A 15173-nucleotide genomic window follows, 5' to 3' on the forward strand; every position below is an offset into this window, starting at 1 on the left:
TCACACCTATCCTTAACAAGGAAAATGAAGGTGGAATCAGAGCGACTCTGAATGGTCATAATCAGTTGGAATTAATGCTATGAAAACGCCATATCTGGCTGTAATAAGCATAACGGTAATTTGCGTTTCAATCGCCGTATTGGTTTATGATACCGCCTCTTCAAAGGTCCATGTATTACTTGAACATGAAGAACAACATTCTCGTAATAACGACGATGAAACCTTCCTTTCAGCAGCGCACACCTCCACTAGAGATAGCCAAAATACCAAACAGCTCCCATCTGCAAAATCTCCAGTATCACCAATTCCAGACTCAATTCAAATTGATAAGAAACTTGCCAAAATAGGTTGGGTTTTATTTAGGGATCCCAACTTATCATCCGATCAAAGTGTCAGTTGTGAAAGTTGTCATAGCCTGCAAACCAATGGGGCTGAAGTGACTCCTGTATCCGCAGGGGTAAACGGCAGCGGAATGAGAAATTCACTCACAGTGTTCAACGCAACCTTTAACTACCGCTTCTTTTGGGATGGTCGCGTTAACAACCTTACTGACCAAATCGATGGCCCTGTACACAACGTCGCCGAAATGGATTCTAACTGGGGGTATATTATTGATTATGTCTCCCAGTCAGATGATTACGTTAATCTATTCAATGAAGAGGGAACAGATATTAACGAGGCCTCAATTAAAGCGGCTCTCGTTGAGTTTATGCGAGGCTTAACGACACCACACTCTCCTTTCGACCAATATTTAAGAGGCAATAGTTCTGCACTTTCTGAAAGCGAAAAAAGGGGGTGGAGAACCTTTCAAGAGGAAGGCTGTATTCGTTGCCACCAAGGCACCAATATTGGCGGCGGCATGGTAATGCGATTTGGCTACTTTGGGTTATCAAGAACAGGTGCAGAGAGAAGTAAAGATCAAGGCCGTTTTATGTTTACCGGTCAACCACAAGATAAGCATCTATTTCGTGTCGCCAGCCTAAGAAATGTGGCAATTACAGCACCCTATTTTCATGATGGTCAAACGCCCACTTTAGAGGAAGCAATCAAAATCATGGGTGAAAGCCAGCTCGGTAAAACATTCGAAAAACAAACTATTAGTGATCTTAAAGTATTTTTAAAAACACTTACAGGTCACCGACCTCCAATATTAGTGGAGTTTGAAAATGAATAAAATCAGGTTCGCCCTCTTACTTTTTGTTTCTCTATTTGTGGGTCTAATCAGCGCCATTGTACTCACCTACGCTGAACATGAGAATGTCGTTGAATACAGTGAGTCTGTTCGTGAATTAGGCCATGAAATTTTAGAAATGCGCGATAAAGTCACGAACAGTGCTCTCGCAGGTATTTCAAACCCTTATCAAATGTCGGCAAATCTAGTCCGTTTAGAAAAGAAACTACAAACATTAAGGGAGAGTTATCAAGGAAAGAAAATACATTCCACGTTCTTTAGCGACTTACAAACGGTTCAATTACTTGAGCGCTTCCACAATGCTTCAATGGCTAATATCGATAAGCTAGACAACCTTGTCGGGCTGAGTGTCGCTCGAGAGTTCATTCTGCAATCTCTGACTCTTAAGCTCACTGATAACCGCTTATCTTCTTCTATGAACTTAAAAATACCAAGCGGACTTCTCGCCAGTATTTTGCAAACCGGATCCTCTATCCAGCAACAAAATGTGGACTCAGATTTAGCGAATCTATCAGAAACGTTTGTGGAGCTTAATCAACAACAAAGCCAGCTTCTCTCGCAAGTCCTTGCCGCTCATAGCATGGAATATCTAGATCAAATTGCACATCAGTTTACAAATTTTCAAGACCAACTCGTCGGGTTTATCGTTCGACTCATCATCACCCTCTCCCTGCTTACCTTTGCCTTCTCAATCACGATCTTTATTCTGCGTGTATTCGAGTTGAAACGGAACACCCTTTCTTACCAAAAGGCAGCTGATAGAGCACACAAAGCCAACGAAGCGAAGTCTTTGTTCCTCGCGACCATGAGCCATGAATTACGCACGCCGATGAATGGCGTATTGGGCATCGCTCAAATCATCAAAGAGGACTCACAAAGTACTGATACCCGAAAACAGGCCCAAATTATTATCGATTCAGGTCAACATCTCGTCACAATACTCAATGACATTCTTGATTTTTCTAAAGTAGAACAAGGGAAAATGGAGCTAGAACTAAGCCCATTCTCTGTTACAGACATCATCCCCCACCTTGATAAAACCCTGACACCATTAGCCGCCGAAAAAGGCTTATCTTTTCTCATAAAAGACAGCACACCAACCAATATTCAGCTCATTGGAGATCCCGCACGTATACGTCAGATCTTATTTAATCTTGCTGGCAACGCCGTTAAATTTACCGAAAGTGGGAAAGTCGAAGTTGAATTCCAGATCACATCAACGAACCCACCAAGTGTACATATTACGGTCGCCGACACAGGGATTGGGATTGCCGAAGACAAAATCGACCACATATTCACGGCATTTGAACAAGCAGAGCTTTCAACGACACGTAAGTTTGGCGGAACAGGATTAGGGCTTTCTATTGTGAAGCAGTTAGTCGAATTGATGGGCGGGACGATCTCGGTTTTCAGTCAGATAAATTTCGGTACTAAATTTACCATCACTCTTCCGTTAGAAATGTATGAGATTGAAAGACAAATAGTAGAAAAAGCACTACCCAAATATAGTGAAACACTCGATAATTTTTCTGTGCTATTAGTAGAAGACAACAAGATTAACGCAATGGTGATAAGAAAGTTTTGTGAGTCGATAAACTTAACCGTTGAGAATGCCTACGACGGATTACAGGCATTGGATAAATTGATTTCAAACCAATATGACTTAATCATCATGGACAACCACATGCCCAATATGAGCGGTATAGAAGCGATACATAAGATTCGAAATGAGCTTAAACTCAAGACCGTCATTTTCGCGTGCACCGCAGACGTATTCAAGGAGGCTCATGACGATTTTTTGCTTTCAGGGGCTGATTTCGTTCTCACTAAACCACTACAAAAAAACAGCCTCCAAAATGCCATTAATGAATTTCGTCATAAGTTTGAGATAAATCGACACAGATCCTCGCATTTGCAAAGTCTTCAGAACGAGGCTAGAGGCAATGTTACGGTACTTACTCGTCATCCAAAAGATAAGCTACCGATGACAGAAGAAGAGATATCTCGCTGCCAATTACTGATTGGCGAAGAGCTTAAAGCCAGCGAGAAGCTTGAATGTTTAAGATCTCTAGTCAATAAGTTAGAGAACGAAATTGATCAATTAATAAAGATATTTTCTGATTCAAAACCTGATGAACTCTACGACACCTTACAAGCAGTAAAAAATATCGCCATAGAGTTTCAAATGTCAGAGGTTCTTGAGCTATCAATCTCCGCTGAAGAAATCACCGAACAACATATGATGCCCGAAGCAGAGCTACTTCAACAACTCATTAATAGGCTAATGGTCAATAGTCACCAAGCAATGCGATTAATACACAAACTCCATCAACAACGAAAAACGGGGTAGACCTCCTCAGCCGATATGTGGGCAATTGTTCGTACGTTTGGCTTGTTTACTCTTCAAACGAGCAACAAACTGGTTTGCCGCTTTCAAATAAGTTGTTGCCCGTTGGGTTTCTGATATTTTCAATGTATGCAGTGTTTCCCCATGTACCCTAAAGATTCGAGTCCTAAAGCTTCGATATAAACCCTACACATCATGAGTCGTTAAACGCCCCCTTATCTGAGCGGAAAAGTGCGAGTAATTCGTTCAAAAATTAGGCTTAGGTTAAGTTTCGGTGAATTTTATCAAATCGAGACAAGGTAACTTGAAATACTTCGCTCTGCATGAGAATGTGATTTATCTAACTATAAACAACTGTATGATTATGAAGACAATCCAAAGCATTGCCCTACTTACAGCTATCGTTGCAACACCTGCAGTATTAGCTGACGTTGAAATTCAAGTTCCATCAAGTGTTGATATTCTAGCGGTCAACGAAGCTAAGCCAGATCTAGATGGCAGCTTATTCTCTTCCCATAAAACGCTCACCGTTCCAGACGGTAAAAACCAGATCGTATTCCAATATCAGCTTGCTTTTGACAAAGGTAACGACCGTGAGTTTGTTGATAGCGATGCTATTATTGCAACCTTCAGTGCTACCGACGCTGCATTGATGTTCGATATGCCTAAATACCATAATACCCGTGAAGCGAAGAAAGGCCTTGAGCACCTAGATTGGAAATTGGTTGATGAGAACCAAAACGTTATCAGTGTTAAGCAAGACAAGTTAATTAAAGACGGCATGCAAATTGGTCGTAAGTTCCCTCAAGAAGCTAAAGAATACAACAAGAAAGGTGGTATTGCGGCACTAGCCATTGGCATGACTACGTCCGTTGATGCCCAAGCAGTTACTCTGCCAGCTAAGATAGATACTAACGCTGCGAACACAGCCGAGGAGATGCTCTATTTCTGGTACGAAAAAGCTGACTCTGAAACCAAACAAAAATTCAAAGATTACGTGAACAAGTAGATCGATTTATCTCTCGTTCAAACTAAAGAAGCTGGCACGTTATTATAGCCAGCTTCTTACCTTCATATATTGCAGAAAGCTATGCGATATAAGCCAACACAACTCCTCTATATTTCTGCTTTAATGACTCTCCAATAAAGCTCGCTTCAATAGCATTCAAGCTAAACTGCGCCAGTTCTTGCTGCGTCATGTCATGAGCTTGATTCACAGCATTAAAGTTATCCGACATATAACCACCGAAGTACGCAGGATCATCAGAGTTAATGGTGACAGCTACGCCCTTTCTTAACAACTCGACTATGTTATGGTCTTCCATCGCATCGAAAACGCGTAATTTAGTGTTAGACAGTGGACATACAGTCAGTGGCATCTTGGTTTCAATCAATTCCTCTATCAAGGCCTTGTCAGCCATGCACTGCACACCATGGTCTACTCGGCTAACACCAAGCATTTCAATCGCATCAACAATATTTTGAGCTGGCCCTTCTTCTCCCGCATGAGCTACCGTTAGGAAACCCGCTTGTTTGGCTTTCTGGAATACTCGCTTAAATTTCTCAGGTGGGTGCCCTAATTCAGAAGAGTCTAATCCAACACCAATGATTTTATCTTGATGCTTGATAATATCAGCGAACGTTTGAATGGCGCTCTCTTCAGACAGGTGGCGCAAGAAGCAGGCAATGATTTGAGAGGTAATTCCTAGTTCTTTTTGACCGTATTCAAGCGCACGGTGAATGCCGTTAATCACGGTATCGAATGCAATGCCACGATCAGTATGTGTTTGAGGATCAAAGAAAATTTCAGTGTGAATAACGTTGTCGGCTCGGCAGCGCTCTAAATATGCCCATGTTAGGTCGTAAAAATCTTGTTCTGTACGCAGAGCATTAGCGCCCTGATAGTAAATATCAAGAAATGATTGCAGATCATCAAACTCATAAGCAGCTCTTAATTGCTCTGGAGATGAATAAGGCAGATCGATGCCATTGCGTTGAGCCAGTTGGAAAAGTAACTCGGGTTCTAATGAACCTTCAATATGTAAATGCAGCTCTACTTTTGGAAGCCCTTGAATAAATGCGTTCATATTTCACCTACTATGGATTTTAGGTGTGTACTTACTCTGAATAATAGACAAGATGTTTTTTGAACGCCATTACAAAGAGCAAGAACACTATTGTGATCTAAACCCTTCGTAATCAGCACTTTGCGGGAGCTGGTAGAGACCCCCAAACCATATCATTGGGGTTATACGAAGCAAACTGTTGTAACTATACAGAATCAGATGGGAATTTCACTAATAAATTACTCAGTAATATTGTGAACTCGACAACCATACTGAATTAATCCAGTTTGGGATAAATAATAAATAACCCATTCATTCTATATAAAATCCCCAAACAACAAACGGTTTGGGGCTGTCAGTTATCACTGTAGTATCTGTCCACTAAAGGTAAACGAATAACGAGATATTAGAGGTAATCCGGTCGAATTCTCGACATTAATAACATATCGATGTATTTCCCGGCTTTGAATGTACTGAGCCTTTTAGTGCCTTCAAATTGAAAACCGACACCTTCATACAAAGCAATTGCGGCGTGGTTATCAGCATGAACCTCAAGTTCAAGGCGCACGAGATTAAGCCAGTTATCCGCCTGGTTGATTGCTTCTTGCATTAATGCCTTACCGACCCCTTTGCCGTGGGCATCAGGATGAATCGCGATACCAAGCCCTGCGCAGTGTCTGTCTCTGACCTTCGTGGTCATGAATAAGGTCATATGTCCCACGACTTTACCCGAGACTTCAGCCACCAAAGAAAAATGATCAGAATGTCCAAACAACCTTTCAACTTGGTCTGAACTAAGGAAAGGCTTTTGTGAAGTATTTTCAGATACTGATGGATGTCGATAAATATCGAAAATATCTGAATTGTCCGTGAGTTCAAGATGTCTAATTTGTATTTCCAAAGCACTTCCTTATTAATTCTTCCTACCTGTAACCTATTTTTCATATTACGGATAGCAACGAGCACCTACAACCTTAGAAGGTGGTAAATAATCAAGATACTTGAATCAATAATGAAGAGAAAGCTAAACGAATAATAAAAATTGCAGTTTGGAATCTGAGTGCGGTTAGAATTTATCGTCGACACCAACAGTTGCTAACACTTACTCGGAGTTATAAAAATCGATATTAGGACCAATCTTGATAACCTATCAAATCACCTTTCGCGTCCACATTGACGCAAATCCCGATAGTAAAACAGGTAAAAAATCATATTCACATCCATTAATTGAGTAATGACTTTCAGCTATACGTAGATAAGTGAAATGATAACAATGATTTAGCAGTGTATTTTTATTCGTATGATGACGTTGGCTATCAAAGGATGTTGATCGAAGGTTCAGTTAGTTGATCTATCCAGTTTAAACTTTCGTAGTGATTGTCGAAAATACAGACAAACTCAAAGGACGACAATATGTTTAATAATTTAAGTAAGACTCTGTCAGTACTATTTGCAACACTTCTTTTCACCGCTTTTGCTCAAGCTAACCATCATGAAATGAAGAGAGATATCGTTGATGTGGCGGCTGAAAATGGTTCTTTCACCACTTTAGTAACAGCAGTGAAAGCTGCAGGTTTAGTCGAGACATTGAAAGGCGATGGCCCTTTCACGGTGTTTGCACCAACCGATGAAGCATTTGCGGCACTGCCAGAAGGCACTGTTGATATGTTGTTGAAACCTGAAAACAAGGACAAGTTAGTCGCTGTGCTCACATACCATGTGGTGCCAGGCAAAATAATGGCCACAGAAGTCATGAAGCTTAATAGTGCTGAAACGGTGCAAGGGGAAGCTGTAATGATAGCAATTGACGATGGTAATGTAATGATTAATAACGCTAAAGTCGCAATGCCAGACGTTGAAGCAAGCAATGGCGTAATCCACGTGATCGATAAAGTGTTACTGCCAAAGTAAGCAAAAGAAATAAACACGAACAATTCTTAGAGGGTGTGATTGGTTCACGCCCCTTCATCCTTTGCTACAGATTGTGTTTTCACTACAAACTGTACTTTCACTACAAACGATGCTTTTGCAACGAAATAAGTAACACTTTCAAATAAAGATCTGTATCAAGCAAACAGGCGCTCATCGCTTGAACTTATCGACACTCTGCCTCTCTTAATATGAAATAGCATTGGCGAGAAACAAACTAAAATCAGATTAGGTTATTAGGTCACTTTCTCCATAACGTAATTTGTCAGCTTAACTCCACGCATGTCGACCTCCTGCTCATTCACCACCGTAAAACCAAAGTGCTCATAGAAAGGCTTGGCGGTAATACTCACCTCAGAGAAAAACTGAGTTACTCCGAGATCTGCACCAATAGAAAACACATGTTCCATTAAGGCTCTTCCTACACCTTTGCCCTGGTATTCATGATGACAGAAAAAATGATCAATCAACCCATCCGGTTGAAGGTCGCTATAACCAACCACAACTCCCTCGAACTCGGCCACGAAGGGTTGTATACGGTGCAAACACTTTTGCCAAAGTTCGGAGTCAAAATAACTTGGTGCCCAAGCCTCGACTTGTTCTTGAGAGTAATCACGAACGTTAATATTACGAACGGTATTAAAGTAAATTTCCCACAGTGCTTTGGCGTCACTCGCTTGATAGTTTCGAATTTTAACCACGACGTACTCCGTTTATACCACTGCACTTTTTTTGAAATAAAAACGGTAATAACCCACTAAATTGCTGCATATAAACAAGACTTCCATTACCACTGCGGTTGGAGAGCCAACCAAATAGTTATGAATTAGCCAAAAACTGGTTCCTATTATCATCAACTCTCTCAAGCGACGATCGTCTTTATTGAACGCCGCTAAAGTTTGAAAAACTGAAGCCAAACAACTTAATACGCTCACAACCCCAGAATAAGTAAAAACGGTTGCCACTAATGACATAGAACAAAAGAAGTATTTTAATTTAGGTGATGTCGAGAACACACTCGTCAAATAACGTACAGTCGCGATAATCATCAAACTCGCCGCTGTCCATTGCTCAAGAAGAATGAAATGACTCGAAATAAGAACGCCAGCGAAAAACAAACACGTAACGATTTTCTTCCTTTCTTTGAACTGAAAAGACAACAAGTCGAAACATATAGCGATGGCGACGAGCACTTGTGAAAGGTAGAAGGCTGACACGGCGATTCCTTAAATAATGACAATGACACTTTAGCTATTTAGTCAATCAAATAGGCATGACTGAAGAATAAGCCCGACTAATAAAAACAGACATTGAAAATAAGAGCAAGTTAGAAAACGCAAGCTCATAAGATAACTTGCTTAGAACCTACAACTTCAATATTCCACTGATCACGGTAGTTGCAGTACCAATCAGCTTAATCCGCCCATTCGTTTGTAACTTCGTAGAAATATAACCACCACGATACGATGCTTGATAAGCGTCAAAACTGCGTTTATTCAGCTTCTCTGACCAATATTGAGTCAGAGCACAATGCGCCGAGCCAGTCACTGGGTCCTCATTAACCCCCACCCAGGGAGCAAAATAACGAGAAACAAAGTCGAGCTCAGGATTCGATGATAATGCCGTCACCACAACTCCTCGCCCCTTAATCCCTTTCAAGGCATCAAAGTTAGGTGACAAATTTAATAGTACATGCTCATCGACGACTTCTATTAACTGCTTTGAATCAAACTCCCTGAATGATACAACTTGATTCCGTGCTAAGCCCAGATATTCAAGCAACGCTCCGTCGGGATCAGAACCCGATGATAAATCAGTACTAGGGAAATCAAGCTCGATAGAAGACTCACAAACGGTGGCAGCTAACTCTCCAGACAACGTATTAAACACGACTCGGTCACCTGCTTTCACAAACCCTTGTTCTTTCAATACGTGCACTGTCGCCAAAGTGCCGTGTCCGCATAGTTTCACTTCAACTTCAGGCGTAAACCATCTAAGCGTCATGGTGTTAAGCGCCAGAAAAGCCGTTTCTGACACCGCCATCTCTTCTGCTATTGAAAACATTAATGACTCATCCAAGGGCTCTTGTGAAATACAAACCCCTGCTGGGTTTCCTTTAAAAGCTTGAGTTGTGAACGAATCAACCTGATGTATATCTAAATCCACAATGACTCCTAGTGCGAACATAGGTTAAATATTGTTGATCACAATAAGCACAAATACTCTCTGCTACAAGTAGCGAGCAAAAACTATTGTCTACATCTTATTGATTATAGAGAGCCTACACCGGTTTCGACATTTCAGTCACCAAACGTTTTAACTAACTGATTACATAATACAGTCAATTCGCACATAATGAGATCGATATCGCAGAACAAAAGTGAGACTGAGTGCATAATCCTCCTTATTTTGTAAAGGTTTACTAAGGACCATCTATGGATACAACAGCTCTCATCTACGATACATTGGAAGGGTTATCGAACGCTGAGCCGCAACAGCACGCTCAAATTCGCCAAAATCTCTATAACCAATTGGATTTATCATTTGAGAAACAGTTAGCCTTGTATTCAAATGTCCTAGGTCCAGCCAGTGCAGGGCGTATTACCGACCTAGAAAGTGCCGCTATTTCTGCAAGTAAAAGCCTTGGTCTGAAAAAGTAAATACTCCGTTATACGGATCGCTTGATACCATCGTTAAAGGCGCTGCTTATATGCAGCGTTTTTTATACGAGAAAAGTACATTCTACCTTTCATCCTAAGCAAAACTTACAATAACCTTAACCTCTCCACACCGTACCGACCTCTCAAAATTACTTGTTACAAATGTATATAACAAATTTATCAAGGTTATCGCCCGATACATTTAGTTAATCTTATGTTTCATATTTAACAGGTGCGCAACCATATCTAAATGACTAATGTTAGTAGCACGTTAACCACACATTAGATGGAAGGCTCATGAGAGTACTTATTGAATATACACAAACAGGCAAATACCGAGACCATGCGTGGGAAGCACTAACCATTCGTTCAAAGGGCGAAATTCAAGCTGTGACTCCCTCTTATGCGGCTCAACTTATCGAACAGAATCGCGCCAGCTTAACGACTACCGAAACTCAAGATATCGTCATCCAGCCCTAATGGTTTTAAAAGCTACCCCTCCTAGTTCTTAATATCTAAGTTCGATGACCTAATAAAAACGCTGCACGGATGCAGCGTTTTCTTGTTTCTGGCGTCTTTTTAACGAAGCTAGCTTAATTACTTTGGCAGGTTTTCTAACGATTCAACCATCGTCATTAATTTATCGATAATTCTTTCTCCGTCTACTCGCAAGCCGTTGTGTTCATATTCATTAGTGATCCACGCTTTTGAGTTTGGAATAGTCGCCAGTGTTTCACGGCTGTAATCTAGTTCAACGTACATATCATCCGCGTAAACCGCACACGCCATTGGAACTGTATTCTTGCTCAGCTGTTCTGCATTATACAACTTGCCCCAATCCGCTTTCTCAGCCAAAAGGTTCGCCGCTTCACGTAAAGGCTTCAGTGTTTCTAATTGGTCAAACATCCACGGGTACACCATTTCTCCAGTAAACCAGAACTCACTACCCGATTGGTAGTTAAAGTGTGGGTACTGTTGGCGAACTCTGTGTGCAGACCATTGTGAGGCCTTGCCTTGGCAGTAAATCGATTCATGCAGAATCGCGTAGATAGGGTTCGTTAGGTAGCCCTGCTCTTGCTGCATTTGATTTAGGAAGCTGTAGCTCAACTGCTTGTTTCCGTTCACTTCAACAAACGCACTCTCTAATGTGAAGTACATAGGAAGGTTTGCTTCACCACCGCCAAGATTAATACCAATCAACTGGAACTGTTCAACCGTAAATACTTGACCATTTGGCAGTCTCACGTCGTTGTTGAGCAGGTAATCAGAAATCTCACGACACATAGCTTGTGCTTGCGGGAACTGAGCAAAGAAAGCTCTGTTTTTATCTTCTACACGCTTGTAGGTTGCTCGATACACATCGTCAGCTTCGCGCTCAATAGACGGAATACCACCCGTTACATAACAGCGTTGTAAGCTTTGTGGGAACAGCGATAAGTAGCTCAATGTGCAGAAGCCACCAAAGCTCTGGCCAATCGTCGACCATTGCTTAACACCGAACTGCTCACGAATGGCTTCCGCATCACGAACGATGCTATCCGCTCTGAAATGCGTTAAGTACTCAACTTGTTTCTCTGGAGACAAATGCGCCAACGTTTCATGGCTGATCACCGTGCTGTTGCCCGTACCACGTTGGTCTAGAAGCAGAACACGGTAGTTTTGCAATGCACGCTTTAGCCAACCCGATTGGCCGCTCACGCGTGGAGAAGGAAAACCTGGGCCGCCTTGAAAGTAGATCAACCACGGCAGTTCTTGCGCATCTTTAGCGAGATCAACTAGCTCACGTGCGAAGACTTGGATCTGTTGTCCATCTTTTGCTTGGTAATCGAGTGGCAACTCAAAAGAGTGCTGACGATACAAGGTCGTTCCATCAATAAAGTTAGCTTGCACGCTTCATTCCTTTTTATCTGATTCTAATGTCATCGGTACGAATAATAACGGCGCCCGTTGGCACCTAGAATTAGCAAGATACGCATAGTGGCTTGTAAAAGAAACCGTTTGTTTAACCTGAATGTGAAGGTACTTCATTAAATCACCAAATTAGCTTTAAACACATAACAACTTGCATAAAAACAAAAGATTGAAAGGGTGGTCTATTGAGAGGAGGAATGAGTACGGGTGACAAATAAAAAGAGCTTAACGAGGTGAGGATACGTTAAGCTCTTTGGTTTTATCTGTATTAACAAACTAACTGGTCCATTTGCCGTTAATCTATCGAATCGTTAGTTCTGACACATCTAGCAACTATGAAGCCGTCAGTTCACCTGCACCTTGAGTCGAGCGTTCGCTGCTCTGAACTAAGATTGCGGTAGCGGTCTCTTTCAGTGTTGCCCACTCTCCATCATCAACCTCGATACCATCGTTCCATGCTTTCTCTTGAGTTTTAAAAAGCGCTTCCGATTCAATGTGTGTTTGGTAGCCATCTGACAAACGTTCGATATCGAAATCCTGGACGGAAAGTTCGATGGTCATATTGTGGATATGTTCGACCGATGCCAGTGGCAAATCTGATAAAAACAGTTCAGGTGCAACGCAACCACGATTAAGCACATACAAAGTGCTCTTAGGGCTAGAGCCGTTATCCTAACGTGCCATGCACGCGATGCCTTTCGCAGCCAGCTTTACAAGCTCGCTGTACGCTAACCAACGGTTATGACAGTTATTAAGCTCAATTTTCAGCGTCTTCTTGCCGACCATTTTTTCAATCGCGTAATCAATCACCACTGGAAGGTGACACGCCAAACTCGCTTTGTGCAGGTCGACTTCAACCGTATTATCGCTGCGCACCTGAATATCCACGGGGCAATCGTCTTCTAGACCAATGAAGTTGCTTGCATTGTTAAAGTGACGAACACCATCCAAACCGACCATTTGTAAATCTGCCACCATGTTCGCTATCACGTCGGCTTCACCACATGCACGACGCATACCCAGAAAGGCCTTATTGACGGCCGCTACCAGTTCATTGTGAGAGACGATCATAACGATTTACCTCCATGTTGGCCTTTCGTACTTGTACTGCGAATAGGTGTGCTTCGAGTTGAAACACTTTGCGAATCAGACAGTTCAGCTTCACTTGGTAAGACTGGGAACACCCATTCGTCCTGATGAATCTCATCAAGCAATGGCGCACCTTGGAAGAATGTCACTCGTACCCAGCGATCTGAGCGAGGGTCAAACTTAGTCGCACCAAACATCGCAAGCTTACAACGCAGTAAGTGCATTGGCAGCGAATCTTGATGCAGCACATTCATTTGAATGTCGCCCATCGCCTTGTTACCTAACGTCCACACACGGCGAGCAATTGCACGATGCTGCGGTTGTTTAACAAGGAATTCAGCCAATGAAAGCTCAGGCGCGAATTGCAATAAAGCATGGTATAGACGGTAAGCTTGACGACCGATATCCAACGGTAGTTCACGCTCTTCCCCCAGCTCTTCGCCTCGTACACCGAGTCTTGGCTCTTCTTTGTCTTGAGAGCGATACCAGAACCAGTAGTTGTTCTCTGCTTTCGTAAAGTCAGTCGTGATCGCCCAGCGATACTTTTCTTCTAATACAACCAACAACTCTTGAATCTTTTTGCCACTAGGAAGTGACAATGTTTCGCTGCAATTCATTTGCTCTTGATGGGCGTCCACTAATTCTGGGTACAATTCCATCAAGCATGAGATAAGGATTTCTTGGGCTTCCATACTCATGCGCTTAGATTGCTCGACAAACTGCGACCATGTCTCACACAGGCTGACAGACGTTTCTAGCGATTGTTCTATTTCTTTCAAATCATCAACAGCAGCTTTGTTCAGCTCTTGCTGCGTTTCATTGATGGTAACGACTTGCTCTAAATGACAAATCGCTTTTTTAACTAAGGTACGTAGTGGCTCGATCAACGCCGTATCAGTCTGACTCGCCAATACTGCAGCCAATGCTTGTTCACGGGCTGTCATCCATTGATCGACAATCCTTGGGTGGTTAATAAGGTATGGCGCCATGCCTAAACCTGTTGCATTACCCACACCTAAATAGCGCTGTAATCCACGGTGCAAAGTAATTGCTTGTTCGCCGCCTTGCTGCTCAGCTAGGGAATGAACCCAATCTAGGCTGAACTCGCGTAGCATATAAACCGCACACATTTGAGCACTGAACGACTGGTTAAAATCTGGATTGTTTTCCAATATTCTAAAATCAGCAATACCAAATTTTCCATTACCATATACCGCAGTCGTTCGTAGGATGTAGCCAACTTCAGCTAGCTCTTTTGGCGTTGGTTGAACACCTTTAGCCAAGTGACTAACAATATGTTCAAACACACGCACACTTTTGTTGGCACGCGCTAAAACAAGCACATTGTTAGAGTTACGACCTGCTTCTTGAAGCGGTACATTCGCACGAAGTCTTTCAAGTAGGGTGACATCAACATCACCAAGAACAAGCGCGAACGTTACGTCCCACTTTTCAGCAATTACGCGGTCATTTCGTTCGTCGTCTGCAATTTCATCACAAAAAACAACCAAATGATAAACATGATTTGGCGTCGCTAGCTTATAGATAACGTGACCAAAGCCTTGAGCGTCTAATTGCCACTCATGCTTAGTCACTTTCCATTGCTGTTGCGCCATTTTACGAATCAGAGTTCTTACGAAGCTGATACGTGTTTGGTGCATAGCACCCAGTCTTTCCGGTGCCATGACGACGGTTGCGTCACGTAGTGCTGATTCAGTGTAGGTAGAACGATGTGCATCCATTTTGCTCACCACCTTTGTAGTTATAAGGAACTTGCTAGCCATTCAGAACTGGACGTTGCCGTCATTTAAAGCACTTGTTATTAACAGTATGCTGGTTAGCTTCCACGTTTTTGATAGTTATTGAAGCAAGCGAACTCGCCCATTATTATTTGTTCTGACTAGGTCTCTTCACTTAAATAATGCCGTCTGATGTATCTTCACCAGTACGGCTTTCCCCTTTTTTCAGTGTTTCGTATC

The 15173-nt window shown here is 42.2% G+C and carries 12 protein-coding genes, 2 pseudogenes and 1 riboswitch; of the genes and pseudogenes, 6 read left to right on the forward strand and 8 right to left on the reverse strand.

The window, feature by feature from the left end; all coding sequences use genetic code 11:
• The first annotated feature begins 79 nt into the window (after nucleotides 1–79).
• The 3 genes from OCU50_RS15785 (at nucleotide 80) to OCU50_RS15795 (ending at nucleotide 4548) form a co-directional block, all read left to right on the forward strand.
• Entirely contained in the window at nucleotides 80–1174 is a 1095-nt protein-coding gene (locus tag OCU50_RS15785; protein WP_060469679.1) for a cytochrome-c peroxidase, read from the forward strand.
• Nucleotides 1167–3542, forward strand: a complete 2376-nt coding sequence (locus tag OCU50_RS15790) for an ATP-binding protein (protein ID WP_060469680.1) — start codon at nucleotides 1167–1169, stop codon at nucleotides 3540–3542. Before OCU50_RS15785 ends, OCU50_RS15790 begins: the two co-directional genes overlap by 8 nt.
• A 361-nt stretch (nucleotides 3543–3903) precedes the next feature.
• Nucleotides 3904–4548: a DUF2057 family protein gene (locus OCU50_RS15795; RefSeq protein WP_060469708.1), complete on the forward strand. Its 645-nt coding sequence runs from the start codon at nucleotides 3904–3906 to the stop codon at nucleotides 4546–4548.
• A 79-nt stretch (nucleotides 4549–4627) separates the two neighbouring features.
• Here the strand turns inward: OCU50_RS15795 and OCU50_RS15800 are convergent, their stop codons facing one another.
• Both OCU50_RS15800 and OCU50_RS15805 read right to left on the reverse strand, forming a co-directional pair.
• Nucleotides 4628–5626, reverse strand: a complete 999-nt coding sequence (locus tag OCU50_RS15800) for an adenosine deaminase (RefSeq protein WP_060469681.1) — start codon at nucleotides 5624–5626, stop codon at nucleotides 4628–4630.
• Nucleotides 5627–5715: 89 nt separating this feature from the next.
• Nucleotides 5716–5815, reverse strand: a riboswitch (purine riboswitch).
• A 196-nt stretch (nucleotides 5816–6011) separates the two neighbouring features.
• A complete protein-coding gene (locus tag OCU50_RS15805) occupies nucleotides 6012–6506 on the reverse strand; it encodes a GNAT family N-acetyltransferase (RefSeq protein ID WP_060469682.1) in 495 nt (164 codons plus the stop codon).
• Between the two features lie 512 nt (nucleotides 6507–7018).
• Here OCU50_RS15805 and OCU50_RS15810 point away from each other — a divergent pair.
• Nucleotides 7019–7516: a fasciclin domain-containing protein gene (locus OCU50_RS15810; RefSeq protein ID WP_060469683.1), complete on the forward strand. Its 498-nt coding sequence runs from the start codon at nucleotides 7019–7021 to the stop codon at nucleotides 7514–7516.
• 254 nt (nucleotides 7517–7770) lie between these two features.
• On the opposite strand, the gene OCU50_RS15815 is transcribed toward OCU50_RS15810, so the two are convergent.
• The 3 genes from OCU50_RS15815 to OCU50_RS15825 form a co-directional block, all read right to left on the reverse strand.
• Nucleotides 7771–8235: a GNAT family N-acetyltransferase gene (locus OCU50_RS15815; protein WP_060469684.1), complete on the reverse strand. Its 465-nt coding sequence runs from the start codon at nucleotides 8233–8235 to the stop codon at nucleotides 7771–7773.
• Between the two features lie 12 nt (nucleotides 8236–8247).
• Entirely contained in the window at nucleotides 8248–8751 is a 504-nt protein-coding gene (locus OCU50_RS15820; RefSeq protein ID WP_017058449.1) for a YgjV family protein, read from the reverse strand.
• A gap of 148 nt (nucleotides 8752–8899) precedes the next feature.
• Entirely contained in the window at nucleotides 8900–9721 is an 822-nt protein-coding gene (locus OCU50_RS15825) for a PhzF family phenazine biosynthesis protein (RefSeq protein ID WP_370736477.1), read from the reverse strand.
• A gap of 248 nt (nucleotides 9722–9969) precedes the next feature.
• Between OCU50_RS15825 and OCU50_RS15830 the strand changes: the two genes are divergently transcribed.
• The gene (locus tag OCU50_RS15830; protein ID WP_017058451.1) at nucleotides 9970–10194 is read left to right on the forward strand and encodes a PAS factor family protein; all 225 of its coding nucleotides are present in this window, start codon (nucleotides 9970–9972) and stop codon (nucleotides 10192–10194) included.
• A 297-nt stretch (nucleotides 10195–10491) separates the two neighbouring features.
• Nucleotides 10492–10674, forward strand: coding sequence for a hypothetical protein (locus OCU50_RS15835; protein WP_017058452.1), 183 nt, complete (start codon nucleotides 10492–10494; stop codon nucleotides 10672–10674).
• A gap of 117 nt (nucleotides 10675–10791) precedes the next feature.
• Here the strand turns inward: OCU50_RS15835 and OCU50_RS15840 are convergent, their stop codons facing one another.
• From OCU50_RS15840 to OCU50_RS15850, 3 genes and pseudogenes are all read right to left on the reverse strand, one after another.
• Nucleotides 10792–12084, reverse strand: coding sequence for an alpha/beta fold hydrolase (locus OCU50_RS15840; RefSeq protein WP_060469686.1), 1293 nt, complete (start codon nucleotides 12082–12084; stop codon nucleotides 10792–10794).
• Nucleotides 12085–12438: 354 nt separating this feature from the next.
• Nucleotides 12439–13176, reverse strand: a pseudogene (locus OCU50_RS15845) (DUF3726 domain-containing protein).
• A pseudogene (locus tag OCU50_RS15850) lies at nucleotides 13173–15001 on the reverse strand (hypothetical protein). Before OCU50_RS15850 ends, OCU50_RS15845 begins: the two co-directional pseudogenes overlap by 4 nt.
• Between the last annotated feature and the right edge of the window lie 172 nt (nucleotides 15002–15173).

The organism is Vibrio toranzoniae (assembly GCF_024347655.1).
In the GTDB taxonomy this organism is placed as follows: domain Bacteria; phylum Pseudomonadota; class Gammaproteobacteria; order Enterobacterales; family Vibrionaceae; genus Vibrio; species Vibrio toranzoniae.